The organism is Butyrivibrio sp. AE3004 (genome assembly GCF_000703165.1).
GTDB lineage: Bacteria > Bacillota > Clostridia > Lachnospirales > Lachnospiraceae > Butyrivibrio.
The window spans coordinates 2,465,265-2,480,312 of the sequence record NZ_JNLQ01000002.1 but is presented as its reverse complement, the minus strand read 5'-3'; the positions used below and the strand labels follow the sequence as shown (position 1 = coordinate 2,480,312).

The window sequence follows — 15,048 nt, the reverse complement described above, 5'->3', positions numbered from 1 at the left end:
GAAATGAAAGAAACAATAAAAGGATTAACGGATTTTATTAAGGAAAGTCCTACTGCATACCATGCAGTTTCAGTGATGTCAAAGAGACTTCTTGAGGAAGGGTTTACAGAACTTAAGGAAGATCGAAAATGGGAGCTTGAGAAGGGCGGCAATTATTTTGTTACAAGATCAGGCTCTTCCATTATTTCATTTAAGATTCCGGCGGATGATTACAATGGTTTTTATATGATAGCAAGTCACAGCGATTCTCCCAGTTTTAAGATAAAGGAGAATCCTGAAATTGAATCAGCTTCCGCTTACGTGATACTCAATGTGGAAAAGTACGGTGGGATGCTCTGTGCTCCATGGTTTGACAGACCGCTCTCCATTGCCGGAAGAGTGATGGTCAAGGCTAAGGAGGGTGATGCAATCGGTGTTTCATCCAGACTTGTAAATGTGGACAGAGATCTTGTTATGCTTCCTTCTCTTGCTATACATATGGACAGAGAAGCTAATGATGGACATAAGTACAATGCTCAGAAGGATATGCTTCCCATTTTTGGTGATGCAGACAGCAAGGATAAATTTATGAAGCTCATTGCAGAAGAGGCCGGAGTAGAGGAAGGTGATATAGTTTCACATGATCTTTTCCTTTACAACAGAGTGGAGCCTTCAGTATGGGGAGCCGATGAAGAGTATGTGTCATCGGGACGGTTAGATGATCTTGAGTGCTGCTACGGATCCTTTGAAGGTTTTATAAACGCTTCCAATAAAAAGAACGTGATAATGCATGTGGTATTTGACAATGAAGAGGTGGGAAGCACTACAAGACAGGGTGCGGCATCGACCTTCTTAAAGGATACTCTTCTGAGGATCAATGATTTCTTCGGAAAGAACAGAGAAGATTATCTTGTATCAATCGCCAACAGCTTTATGGTATCTGCCGATAATGCCCATGCAGTTCATCCCAATAATGTTGAAAAAGCAGATCCTGTTAACAGACCACAGATGAACAAAGGAATTGTTATCAAATACAATGCTAACCAGAAGTACACAACCGATGCTGTTTCCGGCGCTATTTGTAAGATGATCTGCGATAAAGCAAAGGTCCCTTATCAGACCTTTACGAATCGTTCGGATGTTGCAGGCGGATCAACACTTGGTAATATTTCGGGAACACAGGTTGCAGTTCGCACAGTTGATATAGGTATGGCACAGCTTGCAATGCATTCACCATATGAGACTGCAGGTGTTAAAGATGTTCAGTATCTGATTGATTTTTCAAAGACATTTTTCGAGGCTGATATAAAGGCTTAATTTTTTATAGAACGGAGATATTTTTTCATGGGACTTTTTGATTTTTTGGGTAATAAGAAGAATAGGGAAGAGGAAGAAGCTCTTCTTATGGAACAGGAAGCAGAGCAGAGAGAAAAAGCTCTTGAAGAGCTTAAGGAGAAGCATAAAGATTTGGGATGGCCGTCTCCCGGAAAGCTAAATCCCATAAGGATAGAGGGACAGGAGAATCTGGAATTTGAAGATCCCCTTTCAGATGAGAGAAAAGATGAAATCGGACAGCTTGTATATGAAGAGGATCTTAATCTTGATACTATCAAATTCTTTTCCATGCAGGAGCTTTTATTCCTTTTGACTGTTCAGGAGGGGTATCAGAGGATTGCACCCATTCCGGGATACGAAGCAAATCACAGAAAGGTTTACAATGAGATTCTTGGCAGGGTAAGAGATGCAAAGACACTTTATGTGCTCTTTGATTCTATGACAGGATATCCCTTTATTGATCACGGATATATAAATATATATTCAAGCGAGGAATATGCCCAGGCTGCTGTGAATGCTTTCTCCAAGCAGTTCAGAAAGCTTATAGTGCGTCCCTGCAAGGCCGATAATGATGCTGAGTCAGCAAGTGAGAGAAGAACATTCTTTGATTATCTTTACTACTTAGGTGCTGAAAATTTCATTGTTGATAATGGTTTTTACAGAGCGCACTTTAAGAGAAATGAGATTGTTGCTGCACCCGGAGACTGGGGTAATGGTGGGGATAAATCTCCCAAAAATCCTGAGCTTGTTTTTGCGATTCTTGACTTTCTTGGAGAAGCAAGATGGCCGGTTAAGTATGAGAAGAGAGATGCTGTTCTGGCAGCCAAGGAGATGCGCATGGCTCAGGCAGCCCAGGCTGCACATTATATTGTGCCTATGATGCATGAGGGACCTGTTGAGGTTCTGGATGATGGCAGATATAAATTTACTGCGGATACAAAGATTAGATTCCCTGAAATCAAGAGCTCGGATGAAAAACATTTTCTTCCGGTATTTACAGATGGAATAGAGTTTAGTAAGGCTTTCAGAAATACCGATTACAAGGGCGCGGTTTTTGGATTTGGAGATATTCTGAAATTTGTTGGAGATAAGAATGGTATCATAATTAATCCCAATGGTCAGAAGGTTATGATTCCAAGAGACAGAATGCTTGCTCTGCATATGGCAGCTCAGGCTGCATCTGCAGGTAAGAATGCCGGCACAAAGACACAAAAGAAAAAGCTTTCCGAAACTGAAGCGGCAGTTCAGTCAGCAATGAGCGGTAAGGGAATTGCAGCGAAAGCATCAGATGAAGAATAAATAGTGTACTACTACATTTTGTGATATTATTAATGATAGGTTAATTGTATTTTTCTTTGCTAAGCATGGAGGGGGATTATGTTCGACCGAATCATGGGAAAATACCTTTTAGACAGAGGAAAGCTTTCAAAAGCTCAGCTGTCTCTGGCTTACCAGGTGCAGGAGTCAAAAAGAGCTAAGCTTGGTGTCATAGCTGTCAACGAGAAGCTAATGACTGTTGCGCAGGCGGAGGAGATTAATGCACTCCAGGCTACAATGGATAAGCGCTTTGGTGATCTTGCCATAGAGAGAGGGTATCTTTCTGAAATACAGGTTGGTTATCTTTTATCGCTTCAGGGCAATGAGTTTCAGACATTTACATCTGCGCTTATTGCTAAGGAGATGATGAGTCTTGAGGAATTAGATGAGACTCTTAAGATGTATCAGCAGGAAAAGGGACTTAATGACGAGCAGATGACTGCTTTAAAAAGCGGAGACATCGAACTGATTGTTCCAATTTTTTCCGGAACTGATGATCCGGAATACAATGCGCTTTTCGATTATGGAATAAAGAATCTGTACAGACTTGTTGATACACATCTTTATCTGGGTAATGTATATACAGTTCATAACATTAAAGAAGAATGTATAGCATATCAATCTTTTGATGGAGATGTTAAGGCTACGGTAGCTCTTATCGGTAAAAATGAAAATCTTCAAAAGCTTGCAAAAAGCTATACCAAGGAAGAATTCATTGAAACTGAAGAAGATGCGCTTGATGCCATGTGTGAGCTTATTAACTGTATAAACGGTCTGTATGCTACAGATAGAAGTAAAAAGGGTAAGAAGATTGAACTTGAACCGCCTTACTTTATAACAAAGTTTGGTGAGATTGACGGAGAGGATATTCGTATTATGCCCGTATACTGTTGTGATACGGAGGTACTTCTTATTGTTTCTGCACACAGTAACACTACTGTAAAATGAGGAGAAGCGGCTATGGCAAAGATTCTTATTGTTGATGATTCAAGAACTTCCAGAAGAGTACTGAAGGACATGCTTGAGAGGCATGGCCACATTGTTGTTGATGAAGCTACCAATGGGCAGGAGGGCTTCGATGATTACGGAAAATACAATCCCGATATTGTAACTATGGATATTACTATGCCGGTTATGGATGGAATCCAGGGCTTGAAGCTCATTCATAAGGCTTATCCTGATGCCAGGGTTATTATGATAACGGCAGCAGGTCAGAATGAGAAAGTAAAGGAAGCCATTGAAAGTGGCGCAGCAGAATTCATAACCAAGCCGCTGGATGAGGATACGGTGATATCCGCGATAGATAAAGTAATGCAAAAGTAATGCAAAAGTAATGCTTGGAAATGAGGAATTATGTTTAATGATATAAAGATAGGACCTGTTACATTACACATGTACGGCCTTATGATTGCTGTCGGATTTCTGACAGCTCTCATGATTGTACTAAAAAGAGGAATAAAGAAGGGCCTATCGGAAGATACGATATATGGTATTTTCTATTGCGCAATAATCGGAGGCCTGCTTGGTTGCAGGCTTCTGTTTTATGTTGTAGAGCTGCCGAATATAATGAAAGATCCCTCTATCTTTTGGGACTTCGCAAACGGTTATGTTGTATATGGAGGAATCATAGGAGGGATCCTGGCAAGCTATATTTATGTTAAGAGAAAACATGAAGATTTTTTGAAATATTTTGATGTTGTTATGCCTGCAGTCGCGATTGCTCAGGGCTTTGGTCGTATAGGATGTTTTTGCGCAGGGTGCTGCTACGGTGCTGAAACGACGAGTCCTTTTCATGTTGTATTTACACATTCCGATTTTGCACCAAACGGTGTACAGCTTATTCCGACACAGCTTATGTCATCAGCAGGTGACTTTCTTATAGGTGCATTTCTGATATGGTTTTCAGGTAAAACAGAAACAAAAGGAAGAACAGCAGCAATGTATCTTGTTATGTACGGAATCGGAAGATTTATAATTGAGTTTTTCCGGGCTGATTACAGAGGAAGTATTGGGGTGCTTTCAACCTCACAGATAATCTCATTTGTGATTGTTTCTATTGGGGCGTTTCTCTTCTTGGCAGCTCCAAAGCTTGATATGAGATTTTAATTTACAGCGTATTGTTATAGTATACCGGCTTAAATCCATCCGCCATCTATAGTGATGATCTGACCAGTGAGATATGATGGTGAAGATGCAAGAGATACAGCGAATTCACCGACTTCCTCAGGAGTTCCGATTCTGTCAGCAGGTATCTCTGAAGCAAGTTCATTCAGATTTTCTTCTGACAGGTGTGATCTGTTCATCTCTGTATCGATCACACCGCAGGAGATAGCATTTACCTGAATTCCACTGGGAGCAAGTTCTTTTGCAAGAGCTTTTGTAAAGGAATTGACTCCACCCTTTGAGGCTGAGTATGCGACCTCGCAGGAAGCGCCTACATTGCCCCATACAGAAGATATATTTATGATTTTTCCATGCCCGTTTCTTACCATATAAGGAACGGCATTTTTACAAACATGGAAAACTGAATCCAGATTGGTACTCATAACCTTGTGCCATTCATCTGAGGTCATATCGGTCAGAAGACCATACCATGCTATTCCTGCGTTGTTTATGACTATTTCGGGGGATTGTCCGCATTTATCCATGATGGAGATAAAAAGGGATATTACGCTGTTTTCATCCGAAACATCGCATTGGAATGCATGAGATGTTATTTTGTACATTGTAGAAAGCTTCTCTGAAAATTCGTTTAGCGATTCAATACTGTTTTTACAGCAAAGATACAGATTATAACCGTTTTTGGCGAATACTTCTGCGATTGCTTTGCCTATGCCTCTTGATGCACCTGTTATCAGAACCGGACCTTTATTTGAATTCATTTTTTTGTTTTCTCCATGGTTTTATTATATTTATAAATGTAGATTTGCTTATATCTTAACATAAAAAGGTATTTACAAATCAGACTTTTGAGGGTATTATATACCCTATAAATAATAATTGTACACAATTGAATTAAGAACAAATTATAAAATGTTATTTTTCGAATGAAAACATTATCTTTGTAATTAGACTTAAGATAGTCAGACAAAACTTTATTTAAGAAATGATGTACCATTGCTATGCCTGAATGACAAAATGGAGGTTATTTAATATGAGAGATCTTGTAATAATAGGTTCCGGTCCTGCCGGACTTTCAGCTGCCGTTTATGCTAAGAGAGCAGGACTTAATACACTTGTGATCGAGAAGGATCCCGTTAGCGGCGGACAGATACTTATAACATATGAGGTGGATAATTATTTAGGACTTCCCGGAATAAATGGCTTTGATATGGGAATGAAGTTCCGTGAACATGCGGATAAGCTTGGGGCGGAATTTGCAGAAGGTTGTGTTTCTTCTATATTAATAGAAAAAGAAGGAAACGAAAAGGAGGCACCTGTTTTTAAGGTTGTAACAGACCAGGGAGAATACGAAACTAAAACTGTTTTACTTGCTACAGGCGCATCTCATAACAAACTTGGAATTAAAGGCGAGGAGGAATTTACAGGACGTGGAGTTTCATATTGTGCGACCTGTGACGGCGCTTTTTTCAGGGATAAGGTGGCAGTTGTAAATGGCGGTGGTGATGTTGCTGTTGAAGATGCTATTTTTCTTGCAAGGGGCTGTAAAAAGGTATATCTGGTTCATAGAAGAGATGAGCTTCGCGCTGCAAAAATACTTCAGGATGAATTATTGTCACTGCCAAATGTTGAAGTTATATGGGATAGCGTGATCGAAGAGGTCAAGGGTGACACCAAAGTTTCATCTGTTGCTGTTAAAAATGTTAAGACAGGTGAAACAAAGGATGTTGAAACAGATGCTCTTTTTGTTGCAATTGGTATCCATCCTCTTACTGAGTCTTTTGCAGGACTTGCAGACATGGATGGTACCGGATATATCATCGCTGACGAGAGTGGAGTAACCTCTACACCGGGCGTATTTGTTGCCGGAGATTCAAGAAAGAAGCGGCTCCGCCAGATTGTTACGGCAGTTGCGGATGGAGCAAATGCTGTTACATCTGTTCAGGATTTCCTGGTTGGAAAGAAGTAAATAATTTGTTGACCGATTGAGTACCGTATAGTCGAAATAATGTATATATGTTTTGATTAATGAAACACTTATTTAACCAAATAATGTATTTTATATTTTTTTTAATACAACATATTGAAAAGGGTCAGAAGCCGCATGGTTACTGGCTCTTTTACTGTTTGTAAATTGAGTTAATATATTGCTCAATTGAAAAAAAGGCTTATTTAAGCCTTTCAATTTTACGCGAAATTGATTAAGGAGAGTTGACAAATTGATGTTTACAGAGTATATTTTTAAAAGATGTAACAAATTCGTAACAAATATTTTGGAGGTTCGTTTTGCAAAAGACTAGATTACAGCTGTTGGCGATGGGGGTTGCTACTGCGGTAACAATTGGAGGAGTAGGTATAAATGCCAACGCATCAGCGTCTAAGGTAACGACAGTTTTACCGTCTGCAGGTATTAGTTATGCTCTTACAGGTGATTCGGTATCACTTTCAAACCTTGCAGGTGACAATGATACAGATGTTGCTGAGAACGAAATTGAAGATTCTGCAGTAACAATTACAGAGACAACACCTCTTGCATCTACATTGCAGGAGAACATTCTTAATGATATTCAGAAAGCAACAGGAGCTACAATTCCTCAGGAAGAACCCGGAACAGGTACTGAAGAGGAAGTTACTGAGGATAATGCCGAAGAGGAGCTTACAGCAGAGGAAAAGGAAGAAGAGAGATTCAGATCTCTTGTAATTGCTCAGGTTAATGATTATGTTAATGTCCGTGATAACCCGAGCGAGGAGGACGGTGAGATCATCGGTAAGCTTTACGATGATTCCGTAGGTACTTTCATAGAAGAGGCTGACGGATGGTACAAGATTAAGTCCGGTTCAGTTGAGGGTTATGTAAAGGCAGAGTATTGCGTAACAGGCGAAGATGCAGTTGAGCTTGCAAAACAGGTTGGTAAGCGTATTGCTACTGTTACAACTACAACACTTAAAGTAAGAAGCGGCCCCAGCACAGATGATGAAGTGCTCGGACTTGTACCGATTGAAGATGAACTTGTTGTAACCGAAGAGCTTGATGGCTGGGTTAAGGTCAGCATCGAAGAAGGTGAAGGTTACGTATCAATGGATTATGTAGAGCTTTCTACAGAGTTCGTTGAAGCAGAGTCCAAGGCAGAAGAGGAAGCTCGTCTTAAGAAAGAAGAAGAGGCTCGTCTCGCAGCACTTGCCCAGGCTAAGAAGGGAACAAAGAGTTCTTCATCAGAAGGCGGTTCTAAGGGCTCTAAGAACTATAATTCAGCAGGAAGCTATACAACACAGTCAAGTTCTATCGGATCTGCAGTTGCTTCCTTTGCTACTCAGTTTGTTGGTAATCCTTATGTATACGGAGGATCCAGTCTTACAAACGGAACAGACTGTTCAGGATTTGTAATGAGCGTATATGCTAACTTTGGTGTAAGTCTTCCTCACTCAAGTGGTGCGGACAGAAGCGTCGGAGCAGCAGTTGATGGACTTGCAAATGCACAGGCCGGTGACATTGTATGTTACTCAGGTCACGTAGGAATCTATATCGGTGGTGGACAGATTGTACATGCTTCCACAGCTAAGACAGGTATCAAGATTTCAGACGCAGGATACAGACAGGTATTGGCAGTTAGAAGAATCTTCTAATCTTCAGAGCCAAGCGAATTATAAAAAATAAGACCAGAAGGATGCTTGCATCCGAACTGGTCTTTATTTTTTATAATTCATTCGGCGAGAAGCCGAAACGAGTAAATGCATAGCATTTACGAGTCTCCGCTCTGAAGATAAAAAATACTAAGTGACTTGTAAAAAAAAACCAGATGGATGCTTGCATCCAATCTGGTTTTTTTAGTCATTAGAATTAGTCGGGTTCAATAAGGCCGTATGTATTTCCTTTTCTTTTGTAAACAACATTGGGCTGATCTGTCTCAGCATTGATGAATACGAAGAAGTTGTGGCCAAGGAGCTCCATCTGGATGGCAGCATCCTCTACATACATTGGCTTAAGATCAAATTTCTTTACTCTGACGATCTTGATTTCTTCATCATCAAAATCTTCGTTATCAATATATTCTTTCTTAAAGTTACTGATTTCGGTCTGGTGCTTGTTTACAAGTTTGCTCTTATATTTTTTCAGCTGACGTTCAATAATCTCCTCCACAAGATCAATTGATACGTACATATCGTTGCTGACCTGTTCGGATCTTATGATCTTACCTTTAACGGGTATGGTCACCTCAATCTTATGACGATCCTTGTCAGCGGTTAATGTTACGTTGACATTTGTTTCCGGAGTGAAGTACTTTTCGAGCTTTCCGATTTTTTCCTCCACTGCTGATCTCAGTCCGGGTGTTACATCGATGTTCTTACCAATAATAGTGAATTTCATGCAATCATCCCCTTTGCAGTTTAGTATATTATAGCTTATCCAGAGTATTACTTTAGAAATGAGAGTCACTTGTGAGTTGTTCTCTGAATATTCAGTTAAATTATATCATTTATCTATAAGAATACGCAATTTAATAAAAGCTAGTTTAGAAATCTTTTATTTTTTATTATTTTTGTGAAAGTCATACAAAAAATATGTTTGTTTTTAAGCGTGGAAAAATTTGGTTTTTGTGTGGATAAATGTGGATGATGTGGATAACTTCGTGTATAAGTCGAAAAATAGGCATTCCATATTTTAAAATTGTGGATAACTTTTAAAAACTTTCTAAAATTAAAATAAATTTTATATATTGACTTTTTTATTTATGTGCAAATATTACATCTTTACAAAAATTTAATAAAAAAAGGATATATTGACAGTGCTTTTCCTTGCACAGAAAAATGTCTGCATGCTATAATATATTCGTTGTGACAAAAAAATAACAAGCAACAAAATAATAAATAATTTGCGGACAAATGTCCCGAAACGGAGGTAGCATCTATGGCACAGAAAGTAGTATTGGCAGGCGCATGCAGAACTGCAATCGGTAAGATGGGCGGAGCGCTCTCTAACACACCGGCAGCAGATCTTGGCTCTATCGTTATCAAGGAAGCGTTAAACAGAGCAGGCGTTAAGCCGGAGCAGGTTGACGAGGTTCTTATGGGCTGCGTTATCCAGGCTGGTCTCGGACAGAACGTAGCACGTCAGGCATCAATTAAGGCAGGTCTTCCCGTAGAGGTTCCGGCAGTTACTGTCAATGTTGTTTGTGGTTCAGGTCTGAACTGCGTAAACATGGCTGCTGAGATGATTAGATCAGGTGATGCTGATATCGTAGTTGCAGGTGGTATGGAGAACATGTCTATGGCTCCTTTTGCACTTGACAAGGCTCGTTTCGGTTATCGTATGAATAACGGCGTATTAAAGGATTGCATGGTAAATGATGCTCTTTGGGATGCATTCAATGATTACCACATGATCCAGACTGCTGATAATGTAGCAGAGCAGTGGAAGCTTACAAGAGAAGAACTTGATGAGTTTGCTCTTAACAGTCAGCAGAAGACAGAGGCAGCTCAGAAGGCTGGTAAGTTCAAGGATGAGATCGTTCCTGTAGAAGTTAAGGTTAAGAAGGATACAGTTGTATTTGATACAGATGAAGGCCCTCGTCCGGGTTCTACAATGGAAGGTCTTGCAAAGCTTCGCCCTATCAATAAGGATGGTGTTACAACTGCAGGTAACGCTTCAGGTATCAATGATGGTGCTGCTGCTATTGTTGTTATGAGCGAAGAGAAGGCTAAGGAGCTTGGCGTTAAGCCTATGGCTACATGGGTAGCAGGTGCTCTTGGCGGTGTAGATCCTTCGATCATGGGTGTTGGTCCTGTTGCAGCTACAAAGAAGGTTCTTGATCGTACAGGTCTTACAATTGACGATATCGATATCTATGAGGCAAACGAGGCATTCGCAGCTCAGTCTGTAGCTGTTGGTAAGGACCTTGGCTTTGACCTTTCAAAACTTAACGTAAACGGTGGTGCTATTGCACTCGGACACCCTGTAGGAGCTTCAGGATGCCGTATTCTTGTTACTCTTCTTCATGAGATGCAGAGATCTGACAAGAAGCGTGGTCTTGCTACTCTTTGCATCGGTGGTGGTATGGGTTGTGCTACTATCGTTGAACGCGATTAATCAAAAAATAAAGAGCGCTGTAGGATATTCCTGCAGCGCTTAAGTAATGAAACATCATGACATTTTCGTGAAAATGAATTGATGGATTTTTAAAGGATATTTAAATCATTTAGTTTGGATTATGGTTCAAATGATAGATTTAATATAAAGAAAATAAGGAGGAAAAGAAAATGGGATTTGTTAATGTTGAAGTTAAGGACAAAATTGCTGTTCTTACAATCAACCGTCCTGAAGCACTCAATGCTCTTAACAGCCAGGTCCTTGATGACCTTAACGCTGCTCTTGACAGCATTGATGTTAACACAGTAAGAGCTCTTGTTCTTACAGGTGCAGGAGAAAAGTCATTTGTTGCAGGTGCTGACATCGGAGAGATGAGCACACTGACAAAGGCAGAGGGTGAAGCTTTTGGTAAGAAAGGTAATGACGTATTCAGAAAGCTTGAGACATTCCCTATTCCTACAATTGCAGCAGTTAACGGATTCGCTCTTGGCGGCGGCTGCGAGATTTCTATGAGCTGTGATATCCGTATCTGTTCTGATAATGCTATGTTTGGTCAGCCTGAGGTTGGTCTTGGAATTACTCCCGGATTTGGCGGAACACAGAGACTTGCACGTCTTATCGGTGCAGGCATGGCTAAGCAGCTTATTTACACAGCACGTAATATCAAAGCTGATGAGGCTAAGAGAATCGGTCTTGTAAATGAAGTATATACACTTGAAGAGCTCCTTCCTGCAGCTGAGAAGATGGCTAACACCATCGCAGCAAATGCACCTATCGCAGTTCGTGCATGCAAGAAGGCTATCAACGAAGGTCTTCAGCTTGACATCGATAAGGCTATCGAGCTTGAGGAAAAGATTTTCGGTGATTGCTTCGAGACAGAAGATCAGCGTGAAGGTATGGCTAACTTCCTTCGTAAAAAGGATGATCCCAAGAAGGTTAAAGTTGTAGATTTTAAAAATGCGTAAAAAATCACTTAGCGAGGTCTTGTCGAGCTTAGTGTACTACTTTGTTCTGGCGAGGGCATTTCCCTGAGAGCAGAACTTCCATATGTAAATAATTATTCCAGGAGGATATATAAATGAAAGTAGCAGTAATTGGCGCAGGTACAATGGGTGCAGGTATTGCACAGACTTTTGCACAGGCAGATACAGTAGAAAAAGTTTACCTTTGCGATATTAAGACAGAGTTCGCTGAAGGTGGCTTTGCAAAAATTAAGAAGAACCTTGACAAACAGGTTTCAAAGGGAAAGATTGATCAGGCTAAGGCTGACGCAATCACAGGCAAAATCCAGACAGGTCTTAACGACATCTGCACAGATGCTGATCTCGTTGTAGAAGCTGCTCTTGAAGTTATGGATATCAAGAAGAACCTTTTTAAGGAGCTTGAAGAGAATATCGTAAAGAATCCTGATTGCATTTTTGCATCAAACACATCATCTCTTTCAATCACAGAGATTGGTGCAGGTCTTCCTAAGCCGGTTATCGGTATGCACTTCTTCAATCCCGCTCCTGTTATGAAGCTGGTTGAGGTAATCCAGGGTGCAAACACACCTGAAGCCGATGTTGAGAAAATCAAGAAGATCTCTGAGGATCTTGGCAAGACTCCTGTTCAGGTTAACGAGGCAGCTGGTTTCGTAGTAAACCGTATCCTTGTTCCCATGATCAACGAAGGTATCTTCGTTTATTCTGAAGGTGTTTCAGATATCCAGGGTGTTGACACAGCTATGAAGCTTGGCTGCAACCATCCTATGGGACCCCTTGAACTCGGTGACTACATCGGTCTTGATATCGTTCTTGCAATCATGGATGTTCTTTACAAAGAGACAGGTGATTCCAAGTATCGTGCTTGCCCTCTTCTTCGTAAGATGGTTCGTGGTAAGAAGCTTGGCGTTAAGACCGGCATCGGCTTCTATGATTACAGCGATGGCGGCAAGGTGCCCACAGATAGAAAGTAATCACCAGGCGGCAGATGCCCGGTGTACTGCTTAGTTCGACCTGGCGAAGCGAGAATCGAACTTCATATAAAAAGAGAAAACACCAAATCAAAGCCTTCTTCCTTTGGGAGAAGGCAGCCCTAAGGGGCGGATGAGGGTTTTAAACATTTAGGAGGACTAATTCATGGATTTTCAGTTAGATCAGCAACATGAAATGGCTAGAGCTCTTTTCAAAGAGTTTGCAGAAAAAGAAGTAAAGCCACACGCTATAGATGTGGATGAGACAGAAAAATTCCCTATGGAGACCGTTAAAAAAATGCAGAAGTACGGTTTCATGGGCATCCCGATTCCGAAGGAATACGGCGGACAGGGATGTGATCCTCTTACATACGCTATGTGTGTAGAGGAACTTGCAAAGGTTTGTGGTACAACAGCAGTTATCGTATCTGCTCACACATCACTTTGCTGCGATCCTATCATGACTTATGGTACAGAAGAGCAGAAGCAGAAGTACCTTGTTCCACTTGCAAAGGGTGAGAAGCTTGGTGCTTTCGGTCTTACAGAGCCCATGGCAGGTACTGATGCACAGGGTGTTCAGACTAAGGCTGTTCTTTCAGAAGACGGTAAGGAGTGGATTCTTGATGGTTCTAAGTGCTTCATCACAAACGGTGAAGTTGCTGACGTTTATATCATCATCGCTTACACAGATATCGTTGAGGATAAGAGAGGCAGAAAGACAAAGAAGTTCTCAGCATTCATCGTTGAGAAGGGTACACCCGGATTTACATTCGGAACCAAGGAAAACAAGATGGGTATCCGTGGTTCATCCACATACGAACTCATTTTCCAGGATTGCCATATTCCTGCAGAGAACCTTCTTGGTGCAAGAGGAAAAGGCTTCCCAATCGCTATGCATACACTTGACGGTGGACGTATCGGTATCGCTGCACAGGCTCTTGGTATTGCTGAGGGCGCTCTTGACAGAACAATTGAGTATGTTAAGGAGAGAAAGCAGTTTGGTCGTTCAATCGGTCAGTTCCAGAATACACAGTTCCAGCTTGCTAACATGGCTACACAGTGTGAAGCAGCTAAGATGCTTGTTTACGCAGCAGCAGATGCTAAGAAGAACAAGGATCGCTACTCTGTAGAAGCTGCAAAGGCTAAGCTTTTCGCTGCAGAGGTAGCTATGGATGTTACAACCAAGGCTGTTCAGCTTCATGGTGGTTATGGTTACATCAGAGAGTACGAAGTAGAGAGAATGATGCGTGATGCTAAGATCACAGAGATCTACGAGGGTACATCCGAAGTTCAGAGAATGGTTATCAGCGGAGCATTACTTTCATAATATCCGCAACCATTTACAAAGGACTATTTACAATTTTTAATAAGGAGAAAACAAATGAAAGTTGTAGTTTGCATAAAGCAGGTGCCCGATACAAAGGGCGGGGTTAAGTTTAAACCCGATGGAACACTCGACAGAGGAGCAATGCTTGCAATCATGAACCCTGATGACAAAGCAGGTCTTGAGGCAGCTCTTCGTCTTAAGGATGAATATGGCGCTGAAGTTACTGTAGTAACCATGGGTCTTCCCAAGGCAGAGGCAGTTCTTCGTGAAGCAATGGCAATGGGTGCTGACAAGGCAATTCTTGTTACAGACCGCGTACTTGGTGGTGCTGACACATGGGCAACATCTTCAACAATCGCCGGTGCACTCAGAAACCTTGAGTATGATCTTGTAATCACAGGCCGTCAGGCTATTGATGGAGATACAGCTCAGGTTGGACCTCAGATTTCTGAGCATCTTGGACTTCCTGTAATTTCTTACGCTGAAGAAATCAAGGTTGACGAGAAGGCAAAGACTGTTGTTGTTAAGCGTCAGTTCGAGGATCGTTATCATATGGTAGAGGCTAAGATGCCTTGCCTTATCACAGCTCTTGCTGAACTTGGCGAGCCCAGATACATGACTCCCGGCGGAATCTTTGATGCTTTCGAGAAGGAAGTTACAGTATGGGGAAGAGCAGACCTTAAGGATGTTGAGGATTCTAACCTTGGTCTTAAGGGATCACCTACTCAGATCGCTAAGGCTTCAGATAAGGTTAAGAAGGGTGCCGGCGAGAAGATCGTTGCAGATTCAGCTGATGAAGCTGTAGATTATCTGTTCGGCAAGCTCGAAGAGAAGCACATCATCTGAGAACCTGCGAGCCGCGCAGTAATTCTTGAAAGACAAAATTCTATGCTTGCATAAGAATTTTGGATTTTAAGAATTAATATGTGGCTA

14 protein-coding genes are annotated in these 15,048 nt (G+C 41.3%); 12 read left to right on the top strand and 2 right to left on the bottom strand.

The features are described 5' to 3' along the window. Positions 1-3: 3 nt before the first annotated feature. The 5 genes from BV60_RS0113720 to lgt all read left to right on the top strand — a co-directional run bounded on the left by BV60_RS0113720 (position 4) and on the right by lgt (position 4,737). Positions 4-1,296, top strand: coding sequence for a M18 family aminopeptidase (locus tag BV60_RS0113720; RefSeq protein WP_029322633.1), 1,293 nt, complete (start codon positions 4-6; stop codon positions 1,294-1,296). Between the two features lie 27 nt (positions 1,297-1,323). Then, entirely contained in the window at positions 1,324-2,613 is a 1,290-nt protein-coding gene (locus BV60_RS0113715) for an SseB family protein (RefSeq protein ID WP_029322631.1), read from the top strand. A gap of 78 nt (positions 2,614-2,691) precedes the next feature. Next, on the top strand, positions 2,692-3,579 hold the full coding sequence (locus BV60_RS0113710; RefSeq protein WP_029322630.1) for a chemotaxis protein CheX: 888 nt from the start codon (positions 2,692-2,694) through the stop codon (positions 3,577-3,579). 12 nt (positions 3,580-3,591) lie between these two features. Continuing rightward, positions 3,592-3,954: a response regulator gene (locus BV60_RS0113705; protein ID WP_029322628.1), complete on the top strand. Its 363-nt coding sequence runs from the start codon at positions 3,592-3,594 to the stop codon at positions 3,952-3,954. A 30-nt stretch (positions 3,955-3,984) separates the two neighbouring features. Then, positions 3,985-4,737 (top strand): prolipoprotein diacylglyceryl transferase, encoded by a 753-nt coding sequence (gene lgt, locus BV60_RS0113700; RefSeq protein ID WP_029322626.1) that lies wholly within the window; start codon positions 3,985-3,987, stop codon positions 4,735-4,737. A gap of 29 nt (positions 4,738-4,766) precedes the next feature. Here lgt and ymfI read toward each other — a convergent pair whose 3' ends face one another. Further along, positions 4,767-5,513: an elongation factor P 5-aminopentanone reductase gene (gene ymfI, locus BV60_RS0113695; RefSeq protein ID WP_029322624.1), complete on the bottom strand. Its 747-nt coding sequence runs from the start codon at positions 5,511-5,513 to the stop codon at positions 4,767-4,769. A 272-nt stretch (positions 5,514-5,785) separates the two neighbouring features. Between ymfI and trxB the strand changes: the two genes are divergently transcribed. After that, positions 5,786-6,721, top strand: a complete 936-nt coding sequence (gene trxB / locus BV60_RS0113690) for a thioredoxin-disulfide reductase (RefSeq protein ID WP_029322622.1) — start codon at positions 5,786-5,788, stop codon at positions 6,719-6,721. A 317-nt stretch (positions 6,722-7,038) separates the two neighbouring features. After that, on the top strand, positions 7,039-8,376 hold the full coding sequence (locus BV60_RS0113685; protein ID WP_029322621.1) for a C40 family peptidase: 1,338 nt from the start codon (positions 7,039-7,041) through the stop codon (positions 8,374-8,376). Positions 8,377-8,590: 214 nt separating this feature from the next. Here the strand turns inward: BV60_RS0113685 and hpf are convergent, their stop codons facing one another. Continuing rightward, positions 8,591-9,118, bottom strand: a complete 528-nt coding sequence (hpf, locus tag BV60_RS0113680) for a ribosome hibernation-promoting factor, HPF/YfiA family (protein ID WP_029322619.1) — start codon at positions 9,116-9,118, stop codon at positions 8,591-8,593. Positions 9,119-9,658: 540 nt separating this feature from the next. On the opposite strand from hpf, the gene BV60_RS0113675 reads away from it, so the two are divergent. The 5 genes from BV60_RS0113675 (at position 9,659) to BV60_RS0113655 (ending at position 14,961) form a co-directional block, all read left to right on the top strand. Beyond that, entirely contained in the window at positions 9,659-10,837 is a 1,179-nt protein-coding gene (locus tag BV60_RS0113675) for an acetyl-CoA C-acetyltransferase (protein WP_029322618.1), read from the top strand. A 170-nt stretch (positions 10,838-11,007) separates the two neighbouring features. Continuing rightward, positions 11,008-11,802: an enoyl-CoA hydratase-related protein gene (locus BV60_RS0113670; protein ID WP_029322616.1), complete on the top strand. Its 795-nt coding sequence runs from the start codon at positions 11,008-11,010 to the stop codon at positions 11,800-11,802. 113 nt (positions 11,803-11,915) lie between these two features. Continuing rightward, the gene (locus BV60_RS0113665) at positions 11,916-12,791 is read left to right on the top strand and encodes a 3-hydroxyacyl-CoA dehydrogenase family protein (RefSeq protein WP_029322614.1); all 876 of its coding nucleotides are present in this window, start codon (positions 11,916-11,918) and stop codon (positions 12,789-12,791) included. A 163-nt stretch (positions 12,792-12,954) separates the two neighbouring features. Beyond that, positions 12,955-14,115, top strand: a complete 1,161-nt coding sequence (locus tag BV60_RS0113660) for an acyl-CoA dehydrogenase (protein ID WP_029322612.1) — start codon at positions 12,955-12,957, stop codon at positions 14,113-14,115. A 54-nt stretch (positions 14,116-14,169) separates the two neighbouring features. Next, positions 14,170-14,961: an electron transfer flavoprotein subunit beta/FixA family protein gene (locus tag BV60_RS0113655; RefSeq protein WP_029322610.1), complete on the top strand. Its 792-nt coding sequence runs from the start codon at positions 14,170-14,172 to the stop codon at positions 14,959-14,961. The last annotated feature ends 87 nt before the right edge of the window (positions 14,962-15,048 follow it).

Coding starts and splice junctions, on each gene's coding strand:
- BV60_RS0113720 (WP_029322633.1), top strand. CDS start 4: ATGAAAGAAACAATAAAAGGATTAACGGATTTTATTAAGGAAAGTCCT.
- BV60_RS0113715 (WP_029322631.1), top strand. CDS start 1,324: ATGGGACTTTTTGATTTTTTGGGTAATAAGAAGAATAGGGAAGAGGAA.
- BV60_RS0113710 (WP_029322630.1), top strand. CDS start 2,692: ATGTTCGACCGAATCATGGGAAAATACCTTTTAGACAGAGGAAAGCTT.
- BV60_RS0113705 (WP_029322628.1), top strand. CDS start 3,592: ATGGCAAAGATTCTTATTGTTGATGATTCAAGAACTTCCAGAAGAGTA.
- lgt (WP_029322626.1), top strand. CDS start 3,985: ATGTTTAATGATATAAAGATAGGACCTGTTACATTACACATGTACGGC.
- ymfI (WP_029322624.1), bottom strand. CDS start 5,513: ATGAATTCAAATAAAGGTCCGGTTCTGATAACAGGTGCATCAAGAGGC.
- trxB (WP_029322622.1), top strand. CDS start 5,786: ATGAGAGATCTTGTAATAATAGGTTCCGGTCCTGCCGGACTTTCAGCT.
- hpf (WP_029322619.1), bottom strand. CDS start 9,118: ATGAAATTCACTATTATTGGTAAGAACATCGATGTAACACCCGGACTG.
- BV60_RS0113675 (WP_029322618.1), top strand. CDS start 9,659: ATGGCACAGAAAGTAGTATTGGCAGGCGCATGCAGAACTGCAATCGGT.
- BV60_RS0113670 (WP_029322616.1), top strand. CDS start 11,008: ATGGGATTTGTTAATGTTGAAGTTAAGGACAAAATTGCTGTTCTTACA.
- BV60_RS0113665 (WP_029322614.1), top strand. CDS start 11,916: ATGAAAGTAGCAGTAATTGGCGCAGGTACAATGGGTGCAGGTATTGCA.
- BV60_RS0113660 (WP_029322612.1), top strand. CDS start 12,955: ATGGATTTTCAGTTAGATCAGCAACATGAAATGGCTAGAGCTCTTTTC.
- BV60_RS0113655 (WP_029322610.1), top strand. CDS start 14,170: ATGAAAGTTGTAGTTTGCATAAAGCAGGTGCCCGATACAAAGGGCGGG.